The organism is Kitasatospora sp. MBT66 (genome assembly GCF_000710405.2).
Lineage (GTDB): Bacteria > Actinomycetota > Actinomycetes > Streptomycetales > Streptomycetaceae > Kitasatospora > Kitasatospora purpeofusca.
Genome location: NZ_JAIY01000010.1, coordinates 1,226,302 through 1,248,543 on the forward strand (window position 1 = coordinate 1,226,302; position 22,242 = coordinate 1,248,543).

A 22,242-nucleotide genomic window follows, 5' to 3' on the forward strand; every position below is an offset into this window, starting at 1 on the left:
TGCCTCACCTGGATCACCCCCAAGAACCCCGACAACTGACCCTCGCCCAGGAGCCCCACCGTGCTGCACCACCTCCCGACCCTCCTCGCCACCCCGCCCCGCCGACGCCACAACCACCACGCCCTGATCCTCAACCGCGACGGCGCCCTCCTGGTCATCGGCACCACCCACCAAACCGGCCTCGTCCTGCCCGGCGGACCCGCCGAGGAGAACGAACTGCCCCACCACGCCGCCCGCCGCCACAGCGACACCCAGACCGGACTCGTCCTGCCCCTGCGCAAGATCCTCGCCACCGACCACACCCCCACCCGACTCCTCCCCGAAGCCCTCCACCTCGTCCACTGGGGCGGACGCCTCAGCCCCGCCCAGGAATCCACCGTCGCCCGCCACCGACCCCCGCACACCGTCACCGCCGTCCACTGGCTCCACCGCGCCCAACTCGCCGACAACATGCAACCCGACCACCACCGCCGCACCACCCACGCCCTCGACGCCCTCACCCGCGGCGCCCACCTCCCCCTCCTCCTCCACGGCACCCCCGCCGAATAGCCCCGGGCTCTCTGCCGGCAGCGGATCACTCCGATCCGCTGCCGACCGCGCCGTTCGACCTTGCGCTACCTCCACCGGACTCGCGGGGCAGAGCGTGCCTGTTCGATCGCGGAGGATATGGGCCTCGGGGTTGAAGTTGCCGCTGCGGCAGCTCCTACGGTCACAACCAGGGCCGGAGAGACCGGCCCGGCGACACACGTGCAGGAGTCGTGATGGACTGGCCGATCTCAGAGGTGGCCCGGATGTCGGGCGTGACCGCGCGGACACTGCGTCACTACGACGAGACCGGCCTACTGCCGCCGGCCCGGGTCGGCGCCAACGGCCACCGCTTCTACGAGGAGCACCAGCTTCTTCGGCTGCAACAGATCCTCGTACTGCGGGCGCTGGGCGTCGGGCTGCCGGAGATCGACCGGATCCTCGCAGCGCGGGTCGACGAGGTGGATGCCCTCCGCAGCCACCACCGGCGGCTGCTCGCCGAACGGGACCGCCTCGATGCCCTCGCCGACACCGTCTCCCGCACGATCGCCGAACTGGAGCAGTCCAGGAAGGACGGCACCCCCATGACCATCAACCGCCCGGAGAACCTCTTCGAGGGCATCCAGCCCTCCCAGTACGAGGACAGCCTGCGCGACTTCCCGGAGTTCGCCGAAGCGGCCAACCAGCGGGCCGCCACGATGGACCCGACCGAGGTCGAGGCCAGTCAACGCGAGCGGACTGCACAGATGATCCGGCTCGCCGAACTCATGACCGCCGACCTCCCGGCCGACGCCGAACCCGTTCAGGCCGAGACCGACGCCCAGTACCGGGCCCTGGTGGAACTGCACGCCGTGTCCGCCGAGGACTTCCGCGCCATCGGCCGCTCCTGCGTGGACAACGACGCCTGGCGCACCGCCTACGAGGCGATCAGCCCTGGTCTGGCCGCGTACCAGCGCGACGCCATCGAGGTGTACGCCACCACCCGGCTGGCCTGAACGCTGACCTGACCGCGGCGCAACCGCCATCTCGCCACAGGCCCGTGATGGCGGTTGTGCCGCGCCGCGGCGGCCGGCGGTGTTCGACACCGAAGACCCGCTCCGGCTTCCTCAACAGCGCGAAGCCGGCCCGGCCCGGCGGTACATCTGACGCTCGATCATTCTGATTCGGCGACGTGGCCTGAAGGGAACCCGCTCGGCCTCCCAGGTTGTCCAGTAGAACGATATGACGACACGACCTGCGGGAAGGACGCCGGTGCGGGACTCGCCTTCCGACCATGAAGCGGACTTCATCCGCTTTGCCCACGCTGTCCATCCGGCGATGCTGCGCACCGCCAGGCTGCTGACCGGGGACCCGCACGCCGCCCAGGACTTGGCCCAGAGCGCCCTGCTGCGGATCTACATGTCCTGGGGGCGTTCCGATACGTGGGACAACCCTGCGGCCTACGCACGCAGGACCCTTGTCAACGTCCATGCCACGTGGCGTCGGAGGCACTGGTACCGGGAGATCCCCCACCGCAGCCCCCGCGAGCGGGGCCCGGCCCAGGACCCCGCGCAGAGTTGGGGGGACCTGGTGGACCTGGAGCGCGCTCTTGCCGCGCTGCCGGCCGCGCAGCGCACGGTCCTGGTCCTCAGGACCTACGAGGACCTGAGCGTGGAGCAGGTCGCGCAGCTGCTGGGGTGCTCGGTGGGGACGGTCAAATCCAGGACAAGCAGGGCCCTGGACCGCATCCGCGGACGGGTGGAACTGTCCGGACGTGCAAGGAGGGACCAGGAATGAACGACTTCGAGGGCCGGGAACAGGAGGAACTCCGTTCGGGTCTGAGGGAACTGGCGGATCAGCAGGTTCCTGTGCCGGCGCCGGTGCGGGAGGTGGTGGAGCGCGGGCGCCGCCGTCGTCGGGTGCGGGTGGCCGGGTGCGGTCACGGCCGTCGTGGCGTGCGCGGTGGCGGCGGGCGTACTGTCCGGGCCGCAGTCCGCGCCGGACGAACGCCGGTCGGCGCAGGCGGTCGCGGAACCGACGGTCTCGGCGACGGCCTCCGAATTCGCATCCGCACCGGCAGCGGCACCGGCACCGGCTCCGGTCCGCCGCGAGGTGAATCCCGCCGGTCCGCCGGCCCAGCCCGGCAGTCCGGTGCTGGGCCAGGCGTATCCGTTCGACTGGGACGTCCATTGCGGGGCGCGGTACCTGCGGTTCGCGGGGAGGATCTGGCAGGCACAGGCCGAGGTGTCACTGCCGCCGGGACTGCCGGGAGTCCACGGGCCGAACTCCGCTCCGCTGGTGGTGCCTGGCTATGTGACGGTCACCGGGGCGGACACGGCCCGGTTCGAGGCGCCCGGCTACCTTCGGGAACCGGCCGCGTTGCGGGCCGTGGACGATGCACCGCTCTGCGCGTGAACCCGGGGCGGTGCCCGGCGGGCACCGCCCCGGGTTGGCGTCAACGGGGACAGAGCTGGTGCAGGACCTTCTGTTGTTCATGCCGGAATCTCAACCCGCGCGCCGATCGCCCCGCCACTGCGTTCTCGTCGGCAATTCGATTGCCGCGCGACGCGTCGATCCCTAGGGTCGACGCATGCCGCAGCCGGGTCAGCCACCTCCAGGGACCGCGTGGGCCGAACCGCTGTTGCGGGAGGTGTTCCCCGAGGCCGAGGTGGTCGAGGTACTGCCGCGTACGGGCGGCCAGTTGAGCACGGTGTACGAGCTGCGCTGCACCGATCCCGCCCACTCCGCGATCCTCAAGGTGTACGCGCCCGAGTGGGCGTGGAAGCAGGCCAAGGAGGTCCACGTCTACCGGTTGCTCGCCGGCCTCGACACCCTCCCGGCACCGCGAGTACTCCACCACACCCCGGACGGAGCACCCGGCGGCCGGGCCGTCACGATCCTGAGCCTGCTTTCGGGGCTGCCCCTGTCGGAAGCATCGAAGGATCTTGATGCCTCACAAATCCCTTCCTACTACCGGCAGATGGGCGCCTCCCTCGCCACGATCCACCAGATCGGCCAGGAGGCCTACGGGTACGTGACCGACCGCATCCTCGACCCTCGCCCCGACAACGGCACCTACATGCGTCACCAGTTCGCCAAGAAGCTGGCGGAGTTCAAGACCCTCGGCGGCGACGACCGACTCCACGACGCGGTCGCACGACGCATCGAGCGCGACGGATCCCTGTTCGACAACTGCCGGGCCGCCGTTCTCTGCCACAACGACCTCCACGAGGGCAACGTGCTCGTCAGCCCCGGTCACGCGACCCGCGTGACCGGCATCATCGACGTCGAGAACGCGATCGCCGCAGACCCCCTGATCGACCTCGCCAAGACCGACTACTACGCCCTCGGCCGCGGCGAACCCGAACGCCAAGCCCTGCTGGAGGGCTACGGTCCGCTCCCTCCCGATGCGGCAGAACGCCTCGACCTCTACCGGCTCTACCACGCCCTCGAGTTGTGGGACTGGTTCCGCTCGATCGACACCGTGGGCCCACTGGCCAGCATCGCCGAGGACATCGCCCGGCTTGCGGGCCGACGCTCCGACACACCGTCGTGACTCGTGCAACTCGCACAGCGAGCGGATACGGAGCCGGTCAGGATGGATAGGCTGACGCTGGTGCGCAGCCCGGCGATGAAGGTAACCGAAATGCCCGAATCTCTGGAAGTTGCAAGATCCCGCCCCACCGCCGGATAGAACCACAGCTCACCAACTCTGCTCCCCGCGCATGCGGGGTTGGTCCCCGCCCCCGAATGTCACGGCAAGCCGTGCAAAGCTGCTCCCCGCGCATGCGGGGTTGGTCCCTCGATACCGAGCGCGGCGACCAAGGCGGTGGTCTGCTCCCCGCGCATGCGGGGTTGGTCCCAGGATCGACTGGTTGGCCATGGTGACGGCGCCCTGCTCCCCGCGCATGCGGGGTTGGTCCCACCGTCTGGTTGTTGGTGTTTGGCAAGGCGCCCTGCTCCCCGCGCATGCGGGGTTGGTCCCAGCAACTAATGGTCCCGCTCGGCGAGTGGGTCCTGCTCCCCGCGCACGCGGGGTTGGTTCCGGCATCGAGAGCCACGCCGTCGCAATCAACGTCTGCCCCCGCACCGGCTGACGAAGTTCCCATATGCCGGATGCACGCGGGCCGTGAGCGAGCTGGCGGCCCCTGTTCTCCGAGTGACCTCCGAGGTCGGGTCGGCGGCCGAGGTGCCAGTCCTCGTCGAGGCCCGCCCATGGCCCGGCCGCCCTTCGGGCCCGACGAACCGTGAGCAGCAAAGGGCCCCGGTCCATCCGCTTCCCGGGTGGGGAATGCGGACGGGGTCCGGCGCCTGTGTGGCGCCGGACCCCGTCCGACTGTGGAGCGCCAGGCCCGGGTTGCACGGACTCTTCCTACTGAAAGTAGGACGTGCTCTGGTAGCACCGCTGACGCCTGGCGAGGAATCATCTCCCTCGCGACATCAGGAAGATTAGCAGCTCAGCGCCCATGTTCCGAATCGCGGTCGAGTCATGGCCGAGGTGGAGACGCAGGCCTTCCGGGGACCTCCCTTCGAAGCCTGCACGGAACCGGTGGAACTCACCCGGGTGTCCGGCTGCATCGGCGTTCGAGACCTCCGCCAACGCCTCGAAGAACTTCTGGCGCTCGAAGGACCCGACGACGGAGTGCGGCGGAGTCGGCCGTAGTGGCGAGGTTCGTTGCCCGGCATGACGCCGCCCCTGCGAGTCCGCAGGCGAGGTCGAAGCGGGGCCCGCGGCTGCTCGATCCCCAGAGCGGACTGGACACTGCCCGTCAGGGGAAGCTGAAGCGGGTGCCTCCAGCACGGCAGGACCGTCTGCCCGCCCGGAGGACCCGGGTCGACAGCGGATGCCACGGAGCAGCAGATCCGTGCGCTCGGGTATCAGACCGAGCGGTCCCGGCTCGTCCTCGCTGTCACCCTGAGTGGAATAATTGGTCTGTCGGCCAACAGTTGATCCGGCCGCAACGCTCGGAAGGCAAGATGACTCGCGCCTCCACCGCTGCCCTGTTGGGTGCGACGGCCCTGATCCTGTTCGAGACGATCGCGATCGTTCTCTTCTTCTGCATCGCCATGCCGCTGTTCGCGGGTGGTATCGCGTTCGAGGACGAGACTGCACCCACTCCGGCCTACGTGCCGTACGGGTTCCTGTTCGCGGGGATCGTCATGGCCGGGGTCAACGGTTGGGCGGCTCGGGGCCTGTTGGCGATGCAGTCGCCGCGCAGGGCGTCCTGTGGTTCCTCCGCCTTGGTGGGGGCGGGAGCGGTGCACATCCCTGGTGCTCGGGTTCGGGCTGCTGTCGGGGGAGCACCTGTTCACGCTCTTCGCGGCGGCGATGCTGACCCTGCTCGCCGTGCTCGCGCGGCCGGCGTTCGCCAAGACGTCCGGCTGACAGCAGCTGCGGTGGAGTGGGAAGTCGGACTCTCCGACTTCCCACTCCACCGAGCGCCCTCGACGGCCCAGCTGATCGTTTCAGAATGAGTTGAGCTGTGGGCCTTGTGCTCGGCGATCTTGGTCAGCAAGGTGTCCAGGATGCGTGCTGATCCTGTTCCGCTACCTCCGTGAGCGTGAGGGTTCCGTCCTCTGCCTCGACGACTCGCACCGCGATCCCTCCGCGGTCCTCACCGGGAAACGCAATGGAGAAGTGGGGATCCATCTCCATGAGGAAGTCCCAGCTCTCGCGTTGGGTCGCGTCAAGGGCGTTGGCATGCCGACCGGTTGCCCGCCACTGGCCGACTGCGTCAACAGAGACGGTGATGTCGATGTCGTACATCTCAAGGCAAGTCGACTGATTGGCCCACCATTCGAGGCGGCCCTGGCTCACAAATCGATCCATGAACTCACTATGCCCGGTGCGTAGGCCGGCCGGGCGAGCCTGTACGGCGGCCTGGCCGTCGTGGGCCAGGCCGCGAGACAGAACTGAATGGGGCGGACCAGACAGGTCCTGCCTCAACCGGCTCCATCACAGGGCTGCGGTTCGATCGGCCCGCGCGGGGCCGCTCGCGGGTCGCAGGGGCCCGCGGTCCTCCGCCACCCCGGCCAGCGACGCCTTCGGCAGCGGGTCGTCCCGCAGGGCCGGTTCGGGACGGGCGCCGACGCGTGGCGGGCACGCTGTTCGATAGTCTTCGGCGCGGAGTCACGGCCGGTGGCGGCCGACCCCGAAAGGCGGTAACTCCCCGCTGTGGGACCGTACTCCGCCGTAGTCCTCGCGCCGGGAGGGGCCGATGGACGATCCGGAGTGCTGCGTCGAGGCGTTGTTCGACGCGGAGGCCGAGACCCCGGCCGACATCGCCCGGCTGTGGACGCCCGCGCTGCACCGCTCGGTGATGGAGCGGCTGCGGGCCGCACCGGGGCCGGGCACCCGCGTTGTGCACGAGTACGTCTCCGCCGTCCACCGGACGTCCGGGACGTACCGGTCCGGGCGGCGGCGGGAACTGCGCAACGACCGCGCGATCCTGGAGGCCGTCGACCACTGGGTCGTGCGTGGTCCGGACGGCGTGGACGCGACGCAGGCCGCGAGCATCCTCGAACACGGGATCGCCTCCGCCGTACGCCGCTACGAACCGGAACGGGCGAGCACCTGGTACGCCCTGTGGCGCGGCCACCGCCGGGGGCGGCCGCTCCGCCGGCACCGCGGGTTCCACACCTTCATGGAGGGTGGCGTGGACGACTGCCCGGACTGCGTCCGCGACATGGACCGGCTCGCCGACGGCGGTTTCGAGCGTGAGGCCACCGAGGCGGTCGCCGCGGGCCGTCCGGCCGCCGAGTGGACGGAGCAGGCGGTTCGGCTGGTCGCCTGGGTCACCGCGCAACGCCACCCGCATTTCCGGTTGTTCACCCGGCGTGACACCGGCCACGTCTGGTACCTCGACCTGTTCGGCACCGGCGTGCTGGTCTTCGACGGCCGGTCCGTCAGCCCCGCGCCGATGCCCTTCACTCTCGAACCCGCCGACGACCGCGCGTTCGTCGCCGGTGCGACCCGCTGCGAGCAGCGGGCGGTGGCCTTCTCCGGGAAGCACAACTACCGGGCGGCACTGCGGTACGGACGCCAGGTACTGCTGGTGGCGGGTACCCACCACGCGTCCCGGGGCGGGGCGGAGATGGACTACTCGCTCTGGCTCTCGCCGGGGACGGCCGAGGCGGCGGCCGGGCTGATCGAGGACTTCACCGCTTCGCTGCCACGGTCCTACCGGCGTGTCCCGGCCTGGTCGGACGCGAAGCGCGGGTCCCTCCTGCGCAGATACAGCGGTGAGCCCGCGCTCGGGGTCTGGGGCCGCCACTGGGCAGCGGGGATCCAGGGCGCACGCCCCGAACGCGAGTTCGCCGACGAGTCGGCGGCGATCGCCGCCCTGGAGGCGCAGGAACTGGACTGGATCAGAGCCGGCAAGGTGCTTACCAACCTCTACCTGCGCGTGCCCGCACCGTCGCTCGTCACCGGGGCACCCGGCCCGCCGGGCGGCGGGAGCACGACGTGCTCGGCCACCGGGCCGCACACCGTACCGCGTACCCGGCCGTACACCTTCGTCGACGGTCGCCCGGACGGGCCGTCGCCTCGACGCCCACCGGCTCTACCGTGCGCTCAAGTGTGGGACTGGCGCCGCTCGATCGCCACTCTCGGCCCCTGGCGGCTTCGTCGACGACGTTGCCCAGCTGGCGAACCAACGCTCCGCAGCGCCGTCGTGCCCCGGGCCAGGCGCAGCCCACCCAACCGTGCCGGACGGGGAGCGGAGACGGGGTTGGCCGGATGGTGGATAGGGTGACCCTGGTGCGCAGCCCGTCGGCGAAGGTGACCGAAATGCCCGAATCTCTGGAAGTCGCAAAATCCCGCCCCACCGTCGGATAGACCCGCAGGTCATCAACTCTGCTCCCCGCGCATGCGGGGTTGGTCCCGCGCCGCGCCCTACCTGACGCCCGCCCTGGTGCTGCTCCCCGCGCATGCGGGGTTGGTCCCGCGGGCGGCGCCATCCTCGCCGTCCTGCTGATCTGCTCCCCGCGCATGCGGGGTTGGTCCCGTGGCCGCGCTGTAGCCGGCCTGGCGGACGGCCTGCTCCCCGCGCATGCGGGGTTGGTCCCCCGTCCGTGTCGCGGTAGGAATTGATCCGCCACTGCTCCCCGCGCATGCGGGGTTGGTCCCTCGACACCACCCCGAAGGCCGGCGGCGGCCTCCTGCTCCCCGCGCATGCGGGGTTGGTCCCGTGCCGCTGTAGAGCGCGGCGACGTTGTCCCGCTGCTCCCCGCGCATGCGGGGTTGGTCCCCCGGTGGCTCAGCACCCCGACGCTCCAGCGGACTGCTCCCCGCGCATGCGGGGTTGGTCCCGGTCGGCTCGCCAACCAGCGTGGTGTGGGGCACTGCTCCCCGCGCATGCGGGGTTGGTCCCAACTCGCCCGTGGCGTCGCGCACGGCCCGGCCCTGCTCCCCGCGCATGCGGGGTTGGTCCCCGGCGTGGGTCGCGGCGAAGCACTGCCCGTTGCTGCTCCCCGCGCATGCGGGGTTGGTCCCCTCGCCGACGATCTTGCCGACGTTGCCGATGACTGCTCCCCGCGCATGCGGGGTTGGTCCCCGGTCGGCGGTGGTCACCCGTAGTGGTCCGACCTGCTCCCCGCGCATGCGGGGTTGGTCCCGGGTCTTGAGCTGCGGTTTTCTCCGGGCACAACTGCTCCCCGCGCATGCGGGGTTGGTCCCTCGACACCGTCACACTCATGGATGGGGCCCTGCTGCTCCCCGCGCATGCGGGGTTGGTCCCGTCAGGATCTCGTCCGTCACCTCGTCGGCGTCGCTGCTCCCCGCGCATGCGGGGTTGGTCCCGTAGGACCACCGCTGTCCGGTCTCGGGATCCTCTGCTCCCCGCGCATGCGGGGTTGGTCCCGGCCCTGTGCCAGGGTCCGGGGTGGCCGGCCGCTGCTCCCCGCGCATGCGGGGTTGGTCCCCCGGGAGGGGACTACCGGATCGTGGTGGCCGGCTGCTCCCCGCGCATGCGGGGTTGGTCCCGGTCCAGGGTCCGGCGAGGCCGGTGAGGGTGGCTGCTCCCCGCGCATGCGGGGTTGGTCCCGGCATGGTGATTGAGACCGTAACCGGTCGGCGCTGCTCCCCGCGCGTGCGGGGTTGGTCCCGACTTCGACGCCGGCGCGTTGATGGGCGCCTCCTGCTCCCCGCGCGTGCGGGGTTGGTCCCGACTTCGACGCCGGCGCGTTGATGGGCGCCTCCTGCTCCCCGCGCATGCGGGGTTGGTCCCCCGGCGCCGACGGGCGCACCATCACCGCCGGCCTGTTCCCCGCGCATGCGCAGCTGGTCCCGTGCTGGGCACGAACTCGCGGGTGAGGTAGGGCTGCTCCCCGCGCATGCGGGGTTGGTCTCGGTGCCGAGAACGCCCGCTGCTGCACCAAGTGGAGTCGTAATTCCCGCATCCCGCCGGCGTCGGGCCGGCCTAGCCGAGGGCGTGCACGATGCCGCCCAGCAGGTGTTCGAGGGCCGCGCGCAGGGGCAGGACGAACGGGCCGGCGGCTACGGCGACGGTGAGGGCGAGGGGCAGGCGCGGGGTCTGGCGGCGGTGCGGGAGGATGCCGAGGAGGAGGACCAGTGCGGCGATCACCAGGGGCGGCCCCAGCGCCACCACCCAGGCCGGCAGCGGGCCGAGGGTCACCGGGGACTTGAGGGCGCCGGACAGGCCGAGCCAGCCGACGGAGAGCAGCAGGCTGAGGTCGATCAGTCGGGGGACGGCCGGGGAGACCCGGACCCGGCCGTCGAGGTTGCGGCGGAACGAGAAGACCATCATCAGCACCATCACGGACAGGACGGCCAGTTCGACGCGCAGGACGCCGGGGAGGTCGGGCGGGGGGAAGTGTCCGGTGCTGAAGATCCAGGTGACGGCAGCGGCGGGCACACCGAACAGCGCGGCCCAGAGCAGGCACAGCCGCAGGACCTGGGCCGGGGCGGGCAGCCAGATGCTGCCCGTCGGCGGCGCGGGCCGGTTCTGGCCCCGGGCGAGCAGTGCGGCGATGATCGCCTCCTCGGGCCGGCTCTCCGGGCTGCGCCCCGGCGGGTCGCCGGGCCTGCGGAAGCTGTGTTCCAGGATCTCGCGGCGCCGGCGGACGATGTCCGGTCGCTGCTCATGGCCGCGGCTGACGGCGCTGAGGTAGCCGAACAGGAGGAGGACGGCGCCGACCGCGAGCACGGCGGGCAGTCGGCCCGCCGGTCCCGGGCCGCTGGGCGGTGCCATCCAGGCGGCGGTGAACGCCACCACGAAGACCGCGATCAGGGCCATGCCGCGGACGGCGTCGAACGGGGCGGTCAGGTCCGAGCGGCGGACTCCGGCGGATGCGCCGACCACCAGCCAGAGTACGGAGAGCAGCAGCCACTGGGTCGCGACGGCCATCGGCAGCAGGTCCGGCAGTTGTCCGGAGAGGATGTCCCCGACGGCGGCGCCGAACGAGCGGGACTGTCCTCCCGCCCCGAACGCGTAGGCCAGTACGAGCAGCAGGAGTTGTGCCACGCCGAGCAGGCGGCCGGTGTCGTCCCAGAAGTCGCGGGAGGTGACGGCGCGCGCGATGGACCCGGCCTGGACGCCCAGGAGGACGAGTGCCAGCAGGACCGGCATGGCGATCACGCCGAAGGCGGTGTCCGGATCCATGGTGGTCAGATGGGCGGGGATGCCGAGCGCGTCGGCGACGTGCTGCCCGCCGCGGATCACCGCCCCCATCCACGCGGGTCGGGATTCGTTCTGCACCGCGGCGGCGCCGATGACCGTGACCGCTCCCACCCGTCCCCCTGTGCTCGCGCCTGGACGCCCCCGTCGCACGCATCGCGCGGGGCTGCATTCCGCCTTCGCCCGGACCGGTCGTGACATCCGGGCGACAGCCCAAGAATGCTGCCGCGAAGGGAAGTTGGGAACGGCGATCGGGTTCCGTTCACCGAGCGGGGACCGTCCTGTGACAGTGCGGCGGCAACGGCGACGCACCCGGGGCCGCCGGTGCGGGTGGTGCGGGACGGTGCCGCCGGACCGCGGGGCGGTCGGCGCCGGGGTGACCGCATGTCGGAACCGGCTCGTACGCTGCGGGGCATGAGCATTGGATCTTGGGCGGGTGTTCGCGAGCAGATACAGGAACTGGCGAAGGCGCCGGGAGCCACCGCTGTCTTCGGTTCCAGGGGACACGGGTTCGCGCTGGAGGACCCGCTCGGCGAAGGCGAGGTCGACCAGTTGGAAGCACAGCTGGGTGTTCGACTTCCCGAGGACTACCGGGCGTTCCTGATCGAGGTCGGCGCCGGCGGCGCGGGCCCGGGATACGGCTTGTTCCCGGTTCGCCGCGTGGGTGACCGCTGGAGCTGGGAGGGGGACGGGGCGGACCTCGTGGATCCGGAGCGACTTTCCGAGCCCTTCCCGGTCCAGGGCCCCGATCCCGCCCGGCTCGCCGCCCTCCAGGAGGAGTGCCCCCGGGAGGAGGACTTCGACGAGGAGGACGAGTACGGCGAGGCGCTGGGCGAGTGGGACAGGAGGTGGGAGGCACTGCTGTGGAGCCCCGAGCGGACGGTCGGCGCCGTCGTCCTGTCCCACTTGGGCTGTGCCTATCGCCAGTGGCTCGTGGTCAGCGGGCCCGAGCGCGGCCGCATCTGGTCCGACGACCGGGCGGACGAACGTGATCTCGAGCCGCTCCTCGGGGCCGGGCAGGAGCCGACGACCTTCGCCCTCTGGTACCGGGAGTGGCTGGCAGACGCTGTCCGCACGGTGGGGGCCGCCCGCTGACGGTCCGACCAGGAGAGCCGGCCGGCCCGGCAGCGGAGTTGCCGGGCCGGGCCGCTACATCGCCCGCTCCGCGAGGCGGAGGAGGCCGGCCCGGATGCGTTGTTCGCCGAGTTCCGGCAGCAGGGCCGCGACGTGGTCGGCGGCCACGGCTGCCAGCAGGGTGTGGGCGGTGGGGTCGGGGTCGGGGGTGGTGGCGAGCAGGATCGCGACGTGGCGGTGCCAGAAGCGGTAGGCGCCGATGCGGTAGCGGGCTCCGGGGGCGGCGGTCTCGGACATCCGGACCAGGGCCAGGTGTTCCAGCAGGTAGTCGAAGTAGGCGTTGAGGAACGCGGCCAGGCGCTCGTCGGCCGGTGCGCCGGGGCCGAGTGGGGGCGGGCCGTGCAGGACGGCTTCCTGGAGCACGCGTTCGCGGGTGTCCAGCAGCGCGACGGCCAGGCCCGATTTGTCGCCGAACCGGCGGAACAGCGTGCCCTTGCCGACGCCCGCGGCGGCGGCGACCTGGTCCATGGAGACCGCTTCGACGCCGTGTTCGGCGAACAGCCTGGCGGCGGCGTCCAGCACCGCGATCCGGTTGCGGGCCGCGTCGGCGCGTTCCTTGGGCGGCGGCGTGCGCAGCAGTTCCAGGGGCGTTGCATAAGCGGACTGCGGTCCGGTACTGTCGTGAGGCATAACAGGACTGTAGTCCGATTCCCTTGGAGGTGGCGGCATGACCGCTCTCATCACCCGCGACGAACTGGCAGCAGCGATCGAGGCCGGCGCCGTGACCGTCGTCGACACGCTCGGCGGCGACTACTACGCCCAGCAGCACCTTCCCGGCGCCGTGGCACTGGTCGCGGCCGAGCTCGACACCCGGGCGGCGACCGTGCTCCCCGACCGTGACGCCGCGATCGTCACCTACTGCTCCAACCCGGCCTGCCCGAACAGCGGCCAGGTCGCCGACCGACTCACCGCGCTCGGCTACACCGACGTCCGCAAGTACCGCGAGGGCATCCAGGACTGGGTCGAGGCCGGCCTGCCCACCGAGACCGCCTGACCTGGGGCGGAGCGGCGAACGGGCGGGGGCGGGGGATGCGCGCGCATCCCCCGCCCCCGCCCGTTCGCCGCTGGACGGCGAGTGGCCACACCCGGCACACCCAATGCTCACCAACCGACAGACCTTCAAACACCAGGACAACAGCTCGACTCGGCTGCGAAATGGAGAGCAGGTCTCGAAAACTGGTGTAGAATCATAGGTGCAAGGGGGGCCTTGGGGCTGATGCCTAAGCCATCGGCAGGCCACCCACCGGCAGGGGGAACAACCGTCATGACCTACCACCTCGAAACCGCGCGCGCGATCATCAACGAGCGGATGCGCGAGGCCGAGCAGCACCGCCTCGCCCACGCGCTGTACCTGAAGAACCGCGCCGAGACCAAGACCCGGCGGGCGCGCCTGCTCCTGTCCCGTCTCGGCGCTTGAGCACCACCGCGGCCTGTCGCCGCACCCAGCGAACCGGCCGGACAGTCGATCGTCCGGCCGGTCGCTGACCCGGGAACACCGCGTCGGAAGCGCGACACCACGCCGCCCGACCGTCCCCGTCCCACCCCGCACCACCCCACCTCCGGGCGTCGACCCAGTCCGCCAGGGAGGCCGCGGGATCACCGCCTCGGCGTCGAACGGCCGACGGCCGCCACCGCGTACGGCCCGCGCCCGCGCCGGAGCGGCTACTGCCCGACCCGGCCGTCCACGCACTCGCGCAGGAGATCGGCGTGGCCGCAGTGGCGGGCGTACTCGTCCACCATGTGCAGCATGACCTCGCGGATCGCCAGCCCCTCCCGGCCCACGCGCGCGCCGAGATCCGCCTGGTGGACGGCCAACACCGCGTCCAGGGAGGCCTGTTCGCGCTCCAGATCGGCGAACGCGGCGTCCACCACGGCCTGTTCGGCCACGGCGCCGTCGAAGTCCGCGTCCCGCGCGCCGTAGAGCTTGGGCAGCCGCTCGCCGTCGGTGATCCAGTTGTGCCAGTCCCTCTCCACCTCGGCGAGGTGGCGGACCAGGCCGAGCAGCGACATCGTCGACGGCGGCACCGAACGGCGGGCCAGCTGCTCGGCGTCCAGGCCGTCGCACTTGAGGCGCAGAGTGAGCCGGTAGTTGGTGATCGCCTCCCGCAGGGTCGCCAACTCCCCGTCCGGCGCGGGCCCTTCGTTGTCACGGGGGTCGTCGTCGGGGTTCAGCCACATGTCGGGGTAGACGGTCGCCTGGGTCCATCGCTCGGGTTGATCGTTCATGTGGGCCATGCTCGTCCGCGAACGGCCCTGTCGCCACCGCATTTTCCGCGGGGAGCCACGGGACGGAGCTATCGGGGGACCAGAACGACCTTGCCGAGGTTGCGGCGCTGCTCGATGGCGGTGTGCGCCCGGGCGGCGTCGCGGAGCGGGAACTCCCCGTGCACGGCGGGGCGCAGGGTCCCCGCGTCGCGCAGCTGCCAGAGCTCGCACTGCCAGCGCTGGTAGAGCTCGGGCCTGCCGGTGGCGACGGCCCGCATCTGGAAGCCGATCAACGAGGCGCCGCGGAGGAGGAGTTCGTACGTCTCCACCGTGCCGCCGCCGGAGCTGAAGGCCACCAGCCGGCCACCGGTCGCCAGGGCCCGGACGGCGGGGCCGAGCAGCTCGCCGCCGACGCCGTCGAGGATCACGTCGTACGGGCCGCCCAAGTCGCCGTAGTGCACGACCTCGTCGGCGCCCAGTCCGCGGACGAAGTCGGCCTTGTCGGCGCTGCTGACGGCCGCGACGACGCGGGCCGCCCCGCCGGCCTTGGCGTACTGGAGGGCGAGCGTGCCCACGGCGCTGGCCGCCGCCGTGACCAGGACCGATTCACCGGGCTCCGGGCGCGCGGCCTCGTAGGCACCGCGTGCGACCAGTCCGCTGCGGACCAGCGCGACCGCCTCCACGGCGGTCGCGCTGTCCGGGATGCGGGACGCCATGGCGCCGTTCAGGACCGCGAACTCGGCGTAGGCATCGGCGAAGCACAGCCCGGCGACGCGGTCGCCGACGCCGAAGCCGGTGACTCCCGCCCCCAGCGCGACGATCTCCCCGGCGACCTCACCGCCGAGCGGGACCGGTTCGCCGCTCCCCCGCAGCTTGCGCACGGTGGGCAGGGTCACCCCGACCGCCTCGACCCGGACCAGGACCTCCCCGGCCCCCGGCTCGGGCCGGTCGACCTCCTCGGCGAACAGCACCTCGGGTCCGCCGTTGACCTCATGGCGAATGCGCAGCACAGGACCTCCCCCGTCGGAACTCATTGGATGTCCCAACGATAGGGCGGAAGTCATTGGGATGTCCAATGGTTTTCTGGATAGGCTGAACCCCATGACCTCGGACCTGACCCCGGCCCCGACCCCGGCACCGACCCCGACCCCGGCCCCGACCGCGGATCCCGCCGCGGCGCCGACTTCCGCGCTCCAGCACATCCAGTCCCTGCCGACCTGGCTCGTCGGCCGGGTCGCGGCGCGCGGCCGGGGCCTCGTCGCCGACGCGATCGCCGCGGAGGGACTGAAGCTCATGCAGCACGCGGTCCTGGCCGCGACCGCCGAGTACGGGCCCGTCACCCAGGCCGACCTGGGCCGCCGGCTGTCCGTCGACCCCAAGGACATGGTCGGCATCCTCAACCACCTCCAGCACGCGGGCCTCGTCCTGCGCAGCCCCCACCCCTCCGACCGCCGCAAGAACGCCGTCACCGTCACGGCGGCGGGCACCGCCGTCCTCGCCCGCTGCGGCGCCCTGGCCGAAGCCGCCAACGCCGAACTGCTCGCACCGCTCGCACCGGACGAGCGCGAGCAGCTCACGACCCTGCTGACCCGGCTCCACCAGGCACCGGCGTAGAGGTCGGCTCCGCGGGCCCGGGGAGTACGGTCCCGGGCCCGGCCCCGACCCGGAGCACGGTCCCGGTGCGGTTTCGTCCCCGGCGCGGACGGATTGACGGTCCGTCGAATGATCCTCTTGGAGGGCGCCGAGAAGAGCTCCGGCGCCCTGATCAGAGGGGCTTTCCCGTGAACGAGCACGCATCGCAGAACGCATCGCAGAACGCGTCGCAGAACGCGTCGCAGCGCCACCTTCCGACCCGCCTCCGCGCCGGCCGGCGCGGGCTGGCGGCGGCCGTGACCACGATGGTCGCCGCCGCCGTGGTGGCCGGCGTCCTGGCACCTGGCACGGCCTCGGCCGCCCCGCGCCCGGACTCGGTGCAGCAGAGCCTCGACGCGCTGGTGAAGGAGGACAAGGTGCCCGCGGCCCTCGCCACCGTCAAGGGCCGCGACGGCCGCGTACGCACCTACACCGCCGGCATCGGCAACGCGGCCACCAAGGCCAAGGTGCCGATGGACGGACAGGTGCGGATCGGCAGCAACACCAAGGCCTTCACCGCCGTCGTCGTCCTGCAACTGGTCGCCGAGGGCAAGATCGGCCTGGACGCGAACGTGGACACCTACCTGCCCGGACTGGTACGCGGCGAGGGCATCGACGGCCGCAACATCACCGTCCGCCAGCTGCTCCAGCACACCAGCGGCCTGCCCGAGTACGTGGACCGCGATGCCGTCCTCAACGCCCCCAAGCGCTACTACGAGCCGCGCGAACTCCTCGACGCCGCACTGGCCCAGAAGGCCCACTTCGCGCCCGGCACCCAGTGGGAGTACAACAACACCGGCTTCCTGCTGGCGGGCATGATCATCCAGAAGGTCACCGGACGCCCGCTGGGCGAGGAGATCACCAAGCGCGTCATCGACCGGATCGGCCTGCGCCACACCTACTTCCCCGCCCCCGGGGACATGACGATCCACGAGGCCCACCCCAAGGGCTACCAGCGCGCCGAGAACGGATCGCTGCGCGACTACACGGAGCTGGACCCGTCCTGGGGCTGGGCGGCCGGCGCGATCGTCTCGACCAACACGGATGTCACCCGGTTCTACGGCGCGCTGCTCGGCGGCCGACTGCTGCCCGCCGCCCAGCTCGCCCAGATGCGTACCACCGTCCCCGCCGAGGCGATCGGCGCCGGAGCCGGCTACGGACTCGGCCTGGTGAGCCGCCCGCTCTCCTGCGGCGGCGTCGCCTGGGGCCACGGCGGGACGATCCCGGGTTACGAGACCGCCGGCGGCACCACCGACGACGGCCGCGCCGTGAACTTCACCGTGACCACGATCCCGGACGCCGACACCGCGAAGCGCGTGGACAAGGCGGTGGACGAGGCGCTCTGCCGCTGATCCCCGAGCAGCCGGCCCCTCCCCTCCCTCTTCGCTTTCCAGCAGTGGAGTCCCGATGAACCAACACGCCCCGCACCGCAGGGCACACCGCATCCGCCTCGTGCGGTACGCCATGACGGCCACGGCCGCCGCCGGGCTCGCCCTCACCGCGTTCGCCCCGGCCCCGGCCGCCGCCGCACCGCAGCCGGACGCCGCGCGGCAGCGCCCCGACGTCGTGCAGCAGCGCCTCGACGCGCTGGTGAAGGAGGACGGGATGCCCGCCGCCCTCGCCACCGTCAAGGGCCGCGACGGCCGCAGCCGCACCTACACCGCCGGTGTCGGCGACCTGGCCACCGGGGCCGGCGTCCCGGTCGACGGGCAGATCCGGGCCGGCAGCAACACCAAGGCCTTCGTCGCCGTCGTCGTCCTGCAACTGGTCGCCGAGGGCAGGGTCGGCCTCGACACCGCCGTCGACACCTACCTGCCGGGCCTCCTGCGCGGCGACGGCTTCGACGGCCGGAACATCACCGTCCGCCAGCTGCTCCAGCACACCAGTGGCCTGCCCGACTACATGGACGCCCCCGCGCTGGCCGACTTCACCACCATCCAGTACCGCTGGTTCGAGCCGCGCGAACTCCTCGACGGGGCCCTGGCCCAGAAGGCGCGGTTCGCCGCCGGCACCGGCTGGGAGTACAGCAACACCAACTACCTGGTGGCCGGCCTGCTGATCCAGAAGGTCACCGGCCGCCCGTACGGCGAGGAGGTCACCAAGCGGGTCATCGACCGGATCGGCCTGCGCCGCACCTACGTCCCGGCCGCCGGGGAGACCGTCCTCCGCGAGCCCCACCCGCACGGCTACCTGCGCACCGCCCCGGACGCGCCGCTGGTCGACTACACCGCGATGGACGCCTCGATGGCCTGGGCCGCGGGGGCGGTCGTGTCCACCAACACCGACCTCAACACCTTCTACGGCGCGCTGCTGGCGGGACGGCTGCTGCCCGCCGCGCAGCTCGCCCAGATGCGCACCACCGTCCCGGCCGAGCTCCTGGGTGCCGGGGTCCGCTACGGCCTGGGGATCCAGAGCAGGCCGCTGACCTGCGGCGGCCTCGTCTGGGGTCACGGCGGCACCTCCCCGGGCTACCGGACCAGGGGCGGCGTCACCGAGGACGGCCGGGCCGCCAACATCACGGTCACCGTGATCCCGGACGCGCCCACCGGCAAGCGGCTGACCGACGCGGTCGACGCGGCCCTCTGCCGCTGACCCCCGTCCGGACACCCGGAGCCGACGCCGCCGGGACGGCCGGCGGGTGAGGTGGAGCGGATCGCGCGAGCAGTACGCGCGGTCCGCTGTCACCGTGCCGGGCCCGGTGCGGGGGCGCGCGGGGGGCGCGGGGCTCCGACGGCGGCCGTCAGACGGAGGTGGAGAGCGCCACGTCCCGCCACTGGTCGAGCTCGCGCCGCACCAGCTCCAGCTTCGCCTCGACGCGCTCGACCGCGTCCGCGCCCAACTGGAGGCGCAGCGGCGGCTCGGCGACCTCGGCGAGGTCGACCACGGCCCGGGCGGCCTTCGCCGGGTCGCCCGGCTGGTGGCCGTCGTAGCGGGCCAGCGCCTCGCGCACCGGCCCCGCGCCCTCGGCGTAGTCGGCGATCGAGGCCGGCTCGGTCCGCAGGCTGGAGCCGCCCAGGAAATCGGTGCGGAAGCCGCCCGGTTCGACGATCGTCACCCGGATTCCGAGCGGGGCCAGCTCGCCATGCAGTGCCTCGGAGATGCCTTCGAGGGCGAACTTCGACGCGCCGTACAGGCCCGCCGCCGGGGCGGTGGCGAAGCCGCCGACGGAACCGGTGTTCAGGACGTGCCCGGACCGCTGGCCGCGCAGGGTCGGCAGCGTCGCCCGCAGGGTGTTGAGCACGCCGAACACATTGACGTCGAACAGGTCCCGGGCGGCCCGGTCCGAGGTCTCCTCGATCGCGCCGACGAGGCCGTAACCGGCGTTGTTGACGACGACGTCGATCCGGCCGAACCGGGCCAGGCCCGCCTCCACCGCGATCGCCAGCTGCCCCGGGTCGGTCACGTCCGCGTCGACCGCCAGCAGGCCGTCCGGCATGTCCGGGTAGGCCTTGAGCACCGCCGACGCGTCCCTCGCGGTGGCGATCACGCCGTGCCCCCGGTCCAGCGCCTCGCGGACGATCGCCGCGCCGAGCCCGCGCGATGCGCCGGTGACGAACCAGATACTCATTCTTCTCCCCGTTCCGATGGGTCGATGTTCCGGTGTTCCGGTGTTCCGATGGGTCGATGTGCCGATGTGCCGACGACCCGATGGGCTGATGAGCCGACGCTAGGTCCTAGAGTCGGGTCTAGATCAACAGCAGTACGAGGGGGACGACGCTGATGGACCTGAGCATCGGTGAGGTGGCGCAGCGCAGTGGACTCAGCGTGCACGCGCTGCGCTTCTACGAGCGGGAGGGCCTGTTCGCCAACCCGGTACGCCGCCTGTCCAACGGCCGGCGGATCTACCACGAGGAGGATCTGGAGTGGCTGGCGATCTGCACCAGGCTGCGTTCCTCCGGCGTGCCCCTGGCGGAGATCCGCCAGTACATCGAGCTGGCCGGCCAGGGCCCGGGCAATGAACACCAACGGCTCGACCTGCTGCGCCGGCACCAGGACCGTGTGGAGGCACAGGTCCGGGAACTCCGGGACACGCTGGAGGTGATGCGGGCCAAGGTGCGGATCTACGAGGACCACCTCGCCCGCGGCGAGGCCGACCGCCTCTGGAACCCCTCCCACCGGGCCACGACCGCCCCCGGCCCCGCCTGCGGATGACGTCGGCTCCGCACGGCTCGGCGGGCGGAGGGCGACGGTCTCCGCACCGAGGGTGAGGGCTGTGGTGGGGGCCACCCGGGCGGGGGTGGCTCCGTCACGGGCGGGGCGGGGGGCGGTTACGGGGTGTCGACGGTGTGCGCGGGCTCACAGGACGAGGGGTGTGGTGCGGGCCACCTTCGGGCCATATTCGATCTTGAAAATCATGGCATTTGCCTTCAAATCACCCCATTCTGGTGATCATTACGGCCGGTAACCCACCCCTGACCTCGCTAAACCTGCGAATCCTTGAAACCCGCCCGAACCACCCGTAACTTCGAACCCGTTGCACCGCACAGCCCACCGGGCCGCACCGCCCGAAGCACGTGGTGACCGACCACGCGAGCACCCCCTCAAGAACCGCCGGCCCTCCCTGGGCCTGGTTCCGCACGCCCGCACCCCCTCCGAGAGGACCCCCTGTGACCTTCCGTAACGAGACCACCGCCACCACCGCCGTCACCGCCACCCCCAAGCGCCGCAACCGCGTCCGGACGGCTCTGATGGCCGGGGCGGTCCTCGCCCTGCCGGTGGCCGGCCTCGTCACGGCCAACAGCGCCTCCGCCGCCCCCGCCGGAGTCTGGGACAAGGTCGCCGCCTGCGAGGCCACCGGCAACTGGGCCATCAACTCCGGCAACGGCTTCTACGGCGGCCTCCAGTTCACCAGCTCCACCTGGGCCGCCTTCGGCGGCACCGCCTACGCCCCCCAGGCCCACCAGGCCACCAAGGCCCAGCAGATCACCATCGGCGAAAAGGTCCTCGCCGCCCAGGGCCCCGGCGCCTGGCCCGTCTGCTCCGTCAAGGCCGGCCTCACCAAGTAACACCCCCACCCCCACCGGGGCGCACCACAACAACGCCGCTGCACCCGACCACCCCCACCACAGGGACGGTCCGGTGACCAGCGGCGTCGTGCGCCCCCGGGCGGCACGGTACGGTCCGCGCGTGAAACGATCATGAGTTCCTGATCTTCTCCGACCTGCCACGCGCCCAGGCACCCCGGACCCGGGGGCTGCGGTCGAGCCCGGCGCGGATCAGTCTCCCTCCAGGCCCGGGATGTTGGGGGTGAAGCCGTCGAGAGCGCGGGGGCAGGAGCAGGAGCGGCGTTCGGGGAGGGCTTCGAGGGCGGCGAACAGGACGGTACGGAGGCGGTCGACGTTGCGGCCGAAGACCTCCAGGACCTCGGCGTGGGTGACGCCCTCGCCGCTCCCGACGCCCGCGTCCAGGTCGGTGACCAGGTTCAACGAGGTGTAGCAGAGGGCGAGTTCGCGGGCGAGCGCGGCCTCCGGGTGGCCGGTCATGCCGACCGTGGACCACCCGTTGGCGGTGAACCAGCGGGACTCGGCGCGGGTGGAGAAGCGCGGGCCCTCGATCACCACCAGGGTGCCGCCGTCCACCGGCTCCCAGCCGGCCTCCCGGGACGCGGCCAGCACGGCGGCGCGGCCGGCCGGGCAGTACGGGTCGGCCAGCGGCGCGTGCACCACACCCGGCAGGGAGCCGTCCGGCAGCGGCTCGCCGTCGTAGAAGGTCTGCGCCCGGGCGGCGGTACGGTCGACGAACTGGTCCGGCACCACGAGCGTGCCCGGCCCGTACTCCGGTCGCAACCCGCCCACCGCGCACGGCCCCAGCACCTGCCGCACCCCGAGCGAGTGCAGCGCCCACAGGTTGGCCCGGTAGTTGATCCGGTGCGGCGCAATCGCGTGCGCCCGCCCGTGCCGCGGCAGGAACGCCACCCGCCGGCCACCCACCGCACCGACGAACACCGAGTCGCTCGGCGCCCCGTACGGCGTGTCGACGGCCACCTCGACCACATCGTCGAGCAGCGCGTACAACCCCGAACCGCCGATCACGCCGAGCTCGGCCCGCACCGCGCCCCGATCGTCCGTCATGTCGCCCGCCCCTTCGGAGAAGATCGTCAAGGGGTCCAGCCTAAAGCTCTCTTGCAGCA

At 72.1% G+C, this 22,242-nt stretch carries 19 protein-coding genes, 1 pseudogene and 2 CRISPR repeat arrays; of the genes and pseudogenes, 13 read left to right on the plus strand and 7 right to left on the minus strand.

The window, feature by feature from the left end; translation table 11 throughout:
* Positions 1–60: 60 nt before the first annotated feature.
* From BI06_RS30010 to BI06_RS30030, 4 genes are all read left to right on the plus strand, one after another.
* A complete protein-coding gene (locus BI06_RS30010; RefSeq protein WP_051742124.1) occupies positions 61–549 on the plus strand; it encodes an NUDIX domain-containing protein in 489 nt (162 codons plus the stop codon).
* Positions 550–761: 212 nt separating this feature from the next.
* On the plus strand, positions 762–1,520 hold the full coding sequence (locus BI06_RS30015) for a MerR family transcriptional regulator (RefSeq protein ID WP_043472726.1): 759 nt from the start codon (positions 762–764) through the stop codon (positions 1,518–1,520).
* Between the two features lie 322 nt (positions 1,521–1,842).
* A complete protein-coding gene (locus BI06_RS30020) occupies positions 1,843–2,301 on the plus strand; it encodes a SigE family RNA polymerase sigma factor (protein ID WP_063795049.1) in 459 nt (152 codons plus the stop codon).
* A gap of 793 nt (positions 2,302–3,094) precedes the next feature.
* Entirely contained in the window at positions 3,095–4,060 is a 966-nt protein-coding gene (locus BI06_RS30030) for a phosphotransferase family protein (RefSeq protein ID WP_082558748.1), read from the plus strand.
* Between the two features lie 156 nt (positions 4,061–4,216).
* A CRISPR array of direct repeats spans positions 4,217–4,550; the repeat unit is 29 nt; unit sequence CTGCTCCCCGCGCATGCGGGGTTGGTCCC.
* Between the two features lie 1,463 nt (positions 4,551–6,013).
* Here BI06_RS30030 and BI06_RS30035 read toward each other — a convergent pair.
* Positions 6,014–6,334: a hypothetical protein gene (locus tag BI06_RS30035; RefSeq protein ID WP_043473550.1), complete on the minus strand. Its 321-nt coding sequence runs from the start codon at positions 6,332–6,334 to the stop codon at positions 6,014–6,016.
* 388 nt (positions 6,335–6,722) lie between these two features.
* Between BI06_RS30035 and BI06_RS30040 the strand changes: the two genes are divergently transcribed.
* The gene (locus BI06_RS30040) at positions 6,723–8,258 is read left to right on the plus strand and encodes a hypothetical protein (RefSeq protein WP_043472731.1); all 1,536 of its coding nucleotides are present in this window, start codon (positions 6,723–6,725) and stop codon (positions 8,256–8,258) included.
* Between the two features lie 101 nt (positions 8,259–8,359).
* Positions 8,360–9,853: a CRISPR direct-repeat array (repeat unit 29 nt; unit sequence CTGCTCCCCGCGCATGCGGGGTTGGTCCC).
* 70 nt (positions 9,854–9,923) lie between these two features.
* Here BI06_RS30040 and BI06_RS30045 read toward each other — a convergent pair.
* Entirely contained in the window at positions 9,924–11,255 is a 1,332-nt protein-coding gene (locus BI06_RS30045) for a hypothetical protein (RefSeq protein ID WP_043472733.1), read from the minus strand.
* A gap of 300 nt (positions 11,256–11,555) precedes the next feature.
* Here BI06_RS30045 and BI06_RS30050 point away from each other — a divergent pair, with 300 nt between their 5' ends.
* On the plus strand, positions 11,556–12,236 hold the full coding sequence (locus BI06_RS30050) for an SMI1/KNR4 family protein (RefSeq protein ID WP_043472735.1): 681 nt from the start codon (positions 11,556–11,558) through the stop codon (positions 12,234–12,236).
* A 54-nt stretch (positions 12,237–12,290) separates the two neighbouring features.
* On the opposite strand, the gene BI06_RS30055 is transcribed toward BI06_RS30050, so the two are convergent.
* Positions 12,291–12,905, minus strand: a complete 615-nt coding sequence (locus BI06_RS30055; RefSeq protein ID WP_199523360.1) for a TetR/AcrR family transcriptional regulator — start codon at positions 12,903–12,905, stop codon at positions 12,291–12,293.
* Positions 12,906–12,942: 37 nt separating this feature from the next.
* Here BI06_RS30055 and BI06_RS30060 point away from each other — a divergent pair, with 37 nt between their 5' ends.
* Positions 12,943–13,269 (plus strand): rhodanese-like domain-containing protein, encoded by a 327-nt coding sequence (locus BI06_RS30060; RefSeq protein WP_030397937.1) that lies wholly within the window; start codon positions 12,943–12,945, stop codon positions 13,267–13,269.
* Positions 13,270–13,539: 270 nt separating this feature from the next.
* Positions 13,540–13,692, plus strand: a complete 153-nt coding sequence (locus BI06_RS51335) for a hypothetical protein (RefSeq protein ID WP_157855454.1) — start codon at positions 13,540–13,542, stop codon at positions 13,690–13,692.
* 245 nt (positions 13,693–13,937) lie between these two features.
* Here BI06_RS51335 and BI06_RS30065 read toward each other — a convergent pair whose 3' ends face one another.
* The gene (locus BI06_RS30065) at positions 13,938–14,510 is read right to left on the minus strand and encodes a DinB family protein (RefSeq protein WP_030397936.1); all 573 of its coding nucleotides are present in this window, start codon (positions 14,508–14,510) and stop codon (positions 13,938–13,940) included.
* Between the two features lie 59 nt (positions 14,511–14,569).
* Positions 14,570–15,490: a zinc-binding dehydrogenase gene (locus BI06_RS30070; RefSeq protein ID WP_043472737.1), complete on the minus strand. Its 921-nt coding sequence runs from the start codon at positions 15,488–15,490 to the stop codon at positions 14,570–14,572.
* Positions 15,491–15,581: 91 nt separating this feature from the next.
* On the opposite strand from BI06_RS30070, the gene BI06_RS30075 reads away from it, so the two are divergent.
* From BI06_RS30075 to BI06_RS30085, 3 genes are all read left to right on the plus strand, one after another.
* Positions 15,582–16,094 (plus strand): MarR family winged helix-turn-helix transcriptional regulator, encoded by a 513-nt coding sequence (locus tag BI06_RS30075; protein ID WP_051742128.1) that lies wholly within the window; start codon positions 15,582–15,584, stop codon positions 16,092–16,094.
* 284 nt (positions 16,095–16,378) lie between these two features.
* Positions 16,379–17,464, plus strand: coding sequence for a serine hydrolase (locus tag BI06_RS30080; RefSeq protein ID WP_043473557.1), 1,086 nt, complete (start codon positions 16,379–16,381; stop codon positions 17,462–17,464).
* Between the two features lie 55 nt (positions 17,465–17,519).
* A complete protein-coding gene (locus BI06_RS30085) occupies positions 17,520–18,704 on the plus strand; it encodes a serine hydrolase (RefSeq protein WP_043472739.1) in 1,185 nt (394 codons plus the stop codon).
* A gap of 148 nt (positions 18,705–18,852) precedes the next feature.
* Here the strand turns inward: BI06_RS30085 and BI06_RS30090 are convergent, their stop codons facing one another.
* Positions 18,853–19,680, minus strand: a complete 828-nt coding sequence (locus tag BI06_RS30090) for an oxidoreductase (protein WP_043472743.1) — start codon at positions 19,678–19,680, stop codon at positions 18,853–18,855.
* Between the two features lie 152 nt (positions 19,681–19,832).
* Here BI06_RS30090 and BI06_RS30095 point away from each other — a divergent pair, with 152 nt between their 5' ends.
* Positions 19,833–20,264 (plus strand): MerR family transcriptional regulator, encoded by a 432-nt coding sequence (locus BI06_RS30095; RefSeq protein ID WP_043472746.1) that lies wholly within the window; start codon positions 19,833–19,835, stop codon positions 20,262–20,264.
* Between the two features lie 455 nt (positions 20,265–20,719).
* Positions 20,720–21,115 (plus strand): annotated as a pseudogene (locus tag BI06_RS30100) (transglycosylase family protein); the annotation flags it as partial.
* Between the two features lie 213 nt (positions 21,116–21,328).
* On the opposite strand, the gene BI06_RS30105 reads toward BI06_RS30100, so the two are convergent.
* Positions 21,329–22,183, minus strand: coding sequence for an S-methyl-5'-thioadenosine phosphorylase (locus BI06_RS30105; protein ID WP_043472748.1), 855 nt, complete (start codon positions 22,181–22,183; stop codon positions 21,329–21,331).
* Positions 22,184–22,242: the final 59 nt, after the last annotated feature.

Excerpts from the sequence above, each read along its gene's own strand:
- BI06_RS30015 (WP_043472726.1), top strand. The coding sequence starts at position 762 with ATGGACTGGCCGATCTCAGAGGTGGCCCGGATGTCGGGCGTGACCGCG.
- BI06_RS30020 (WP_063795049.1), top strand. The coding sequence starts at position 1,843 with ATGCTGCGCACCGCCAGGCTGCTGACCGGGGACCCGCACGCCGCCCAG.
- BI06_RS30030 (WP_082558748.1), top strand. The coding sequence starts at position 3,095 with ATGCCGCAGCCGGGTCAGCCACCTCCAGGGACCGCGTGGGCCGAACCG.
- BI06_RS30035 (WP_043473550.1), bottom strand. The coding sequence starts at position 6,334 with ATGGATCGATTTGTGAGCCAGGGCCGCCTCGAATGGTGGGCCAATCAG.
- BI06_RS30040 (WP_043472731.1), top strand. The coding sequence starts at position 6,723 with ATGGACGATCCGGAGTGCTGCGTCGAGGCGTTGTTCGACGCGGAGGCC.
- BI06_RS30050 (WP_043472735.1), top strand. The coding sequence starts at position 11,556 with ATGAGCATTGGATCTTGGGCGGGTGTTCGCGAGCAGATACAGGAACTG.
- BI06_RS30055 (WP_199523360.1), bottom strand. The coding sequence starts at position 12,905 with ATGCCTCACGACAGTACCGGACCGCAGTCCGCTTATGCAACGCCCCTG.
- BI06_RS30060 (WP_030397937.1), top strand. The coding sequence starts at position 12,943 with ATGACCGCTCTCATCACCCGCGACGAACTGGCAGCAGCGATCGAGGCC.
- BI06_RS51335 (WP_157855454.1), top strand. The coding sequence starts at position 13,540 with ATGACCTACCACCTCGAAACCGCGCGCGCGATCATCAACGAGCGGATG.
- BI06_RS30065 (WP_030397936.1), bottom strand. The coding sequence starts at position 14,510 with ATGGCCCACATGAACGATCAACCCGAGCGATGGACCCAGGCGACCGTC.
- BI06_RS30075 (WP_051742128.1), top strand. The coding sequence starts at position 15,582 with ATGACCTCGGACCTGACCCCGGCCCCGACCCCGGCACCGACCCCGACC.
- BI06_RS30080 (WP_043473557.1), top strand. The coding sequence starts at position 16,379 with ATGGTCGCCGCCGCCGTGGTGGCCGGCGTCCTGGCACCTGGCACGGCC.
- BI06_RS30085 (WP_043472739.1), top strand. The coding sequence starts at position 17,520 with ATGAACCAACACGCCCCGCACCGCAGGGCACACCGCATCCGCCTCGTG.
- BI06_RS30090 (WP_043472743.1), bottom strand. The coding sequence starts at position 19,680 with ATGAGTATCTGGTTCGTCACCGGCGCATCGCGCGGGCTCGGCGCGGCG.
- BI06_RS30095 (WP_043472746.1), top strand. The coding sequence starts at position 19,833 with ATGGACCTGAGCATCGGTGAGGTGGCGCAGCGCAGTGGACTCAGCGTG.
- BI06_RS30105 (WP_043472748.1), bottom strand. The coding sequence starts at position 22,183 with ATGACGGACGATCGGGGCGCGGTGCGGGCCGAGCTCGGCGTGATCGGC.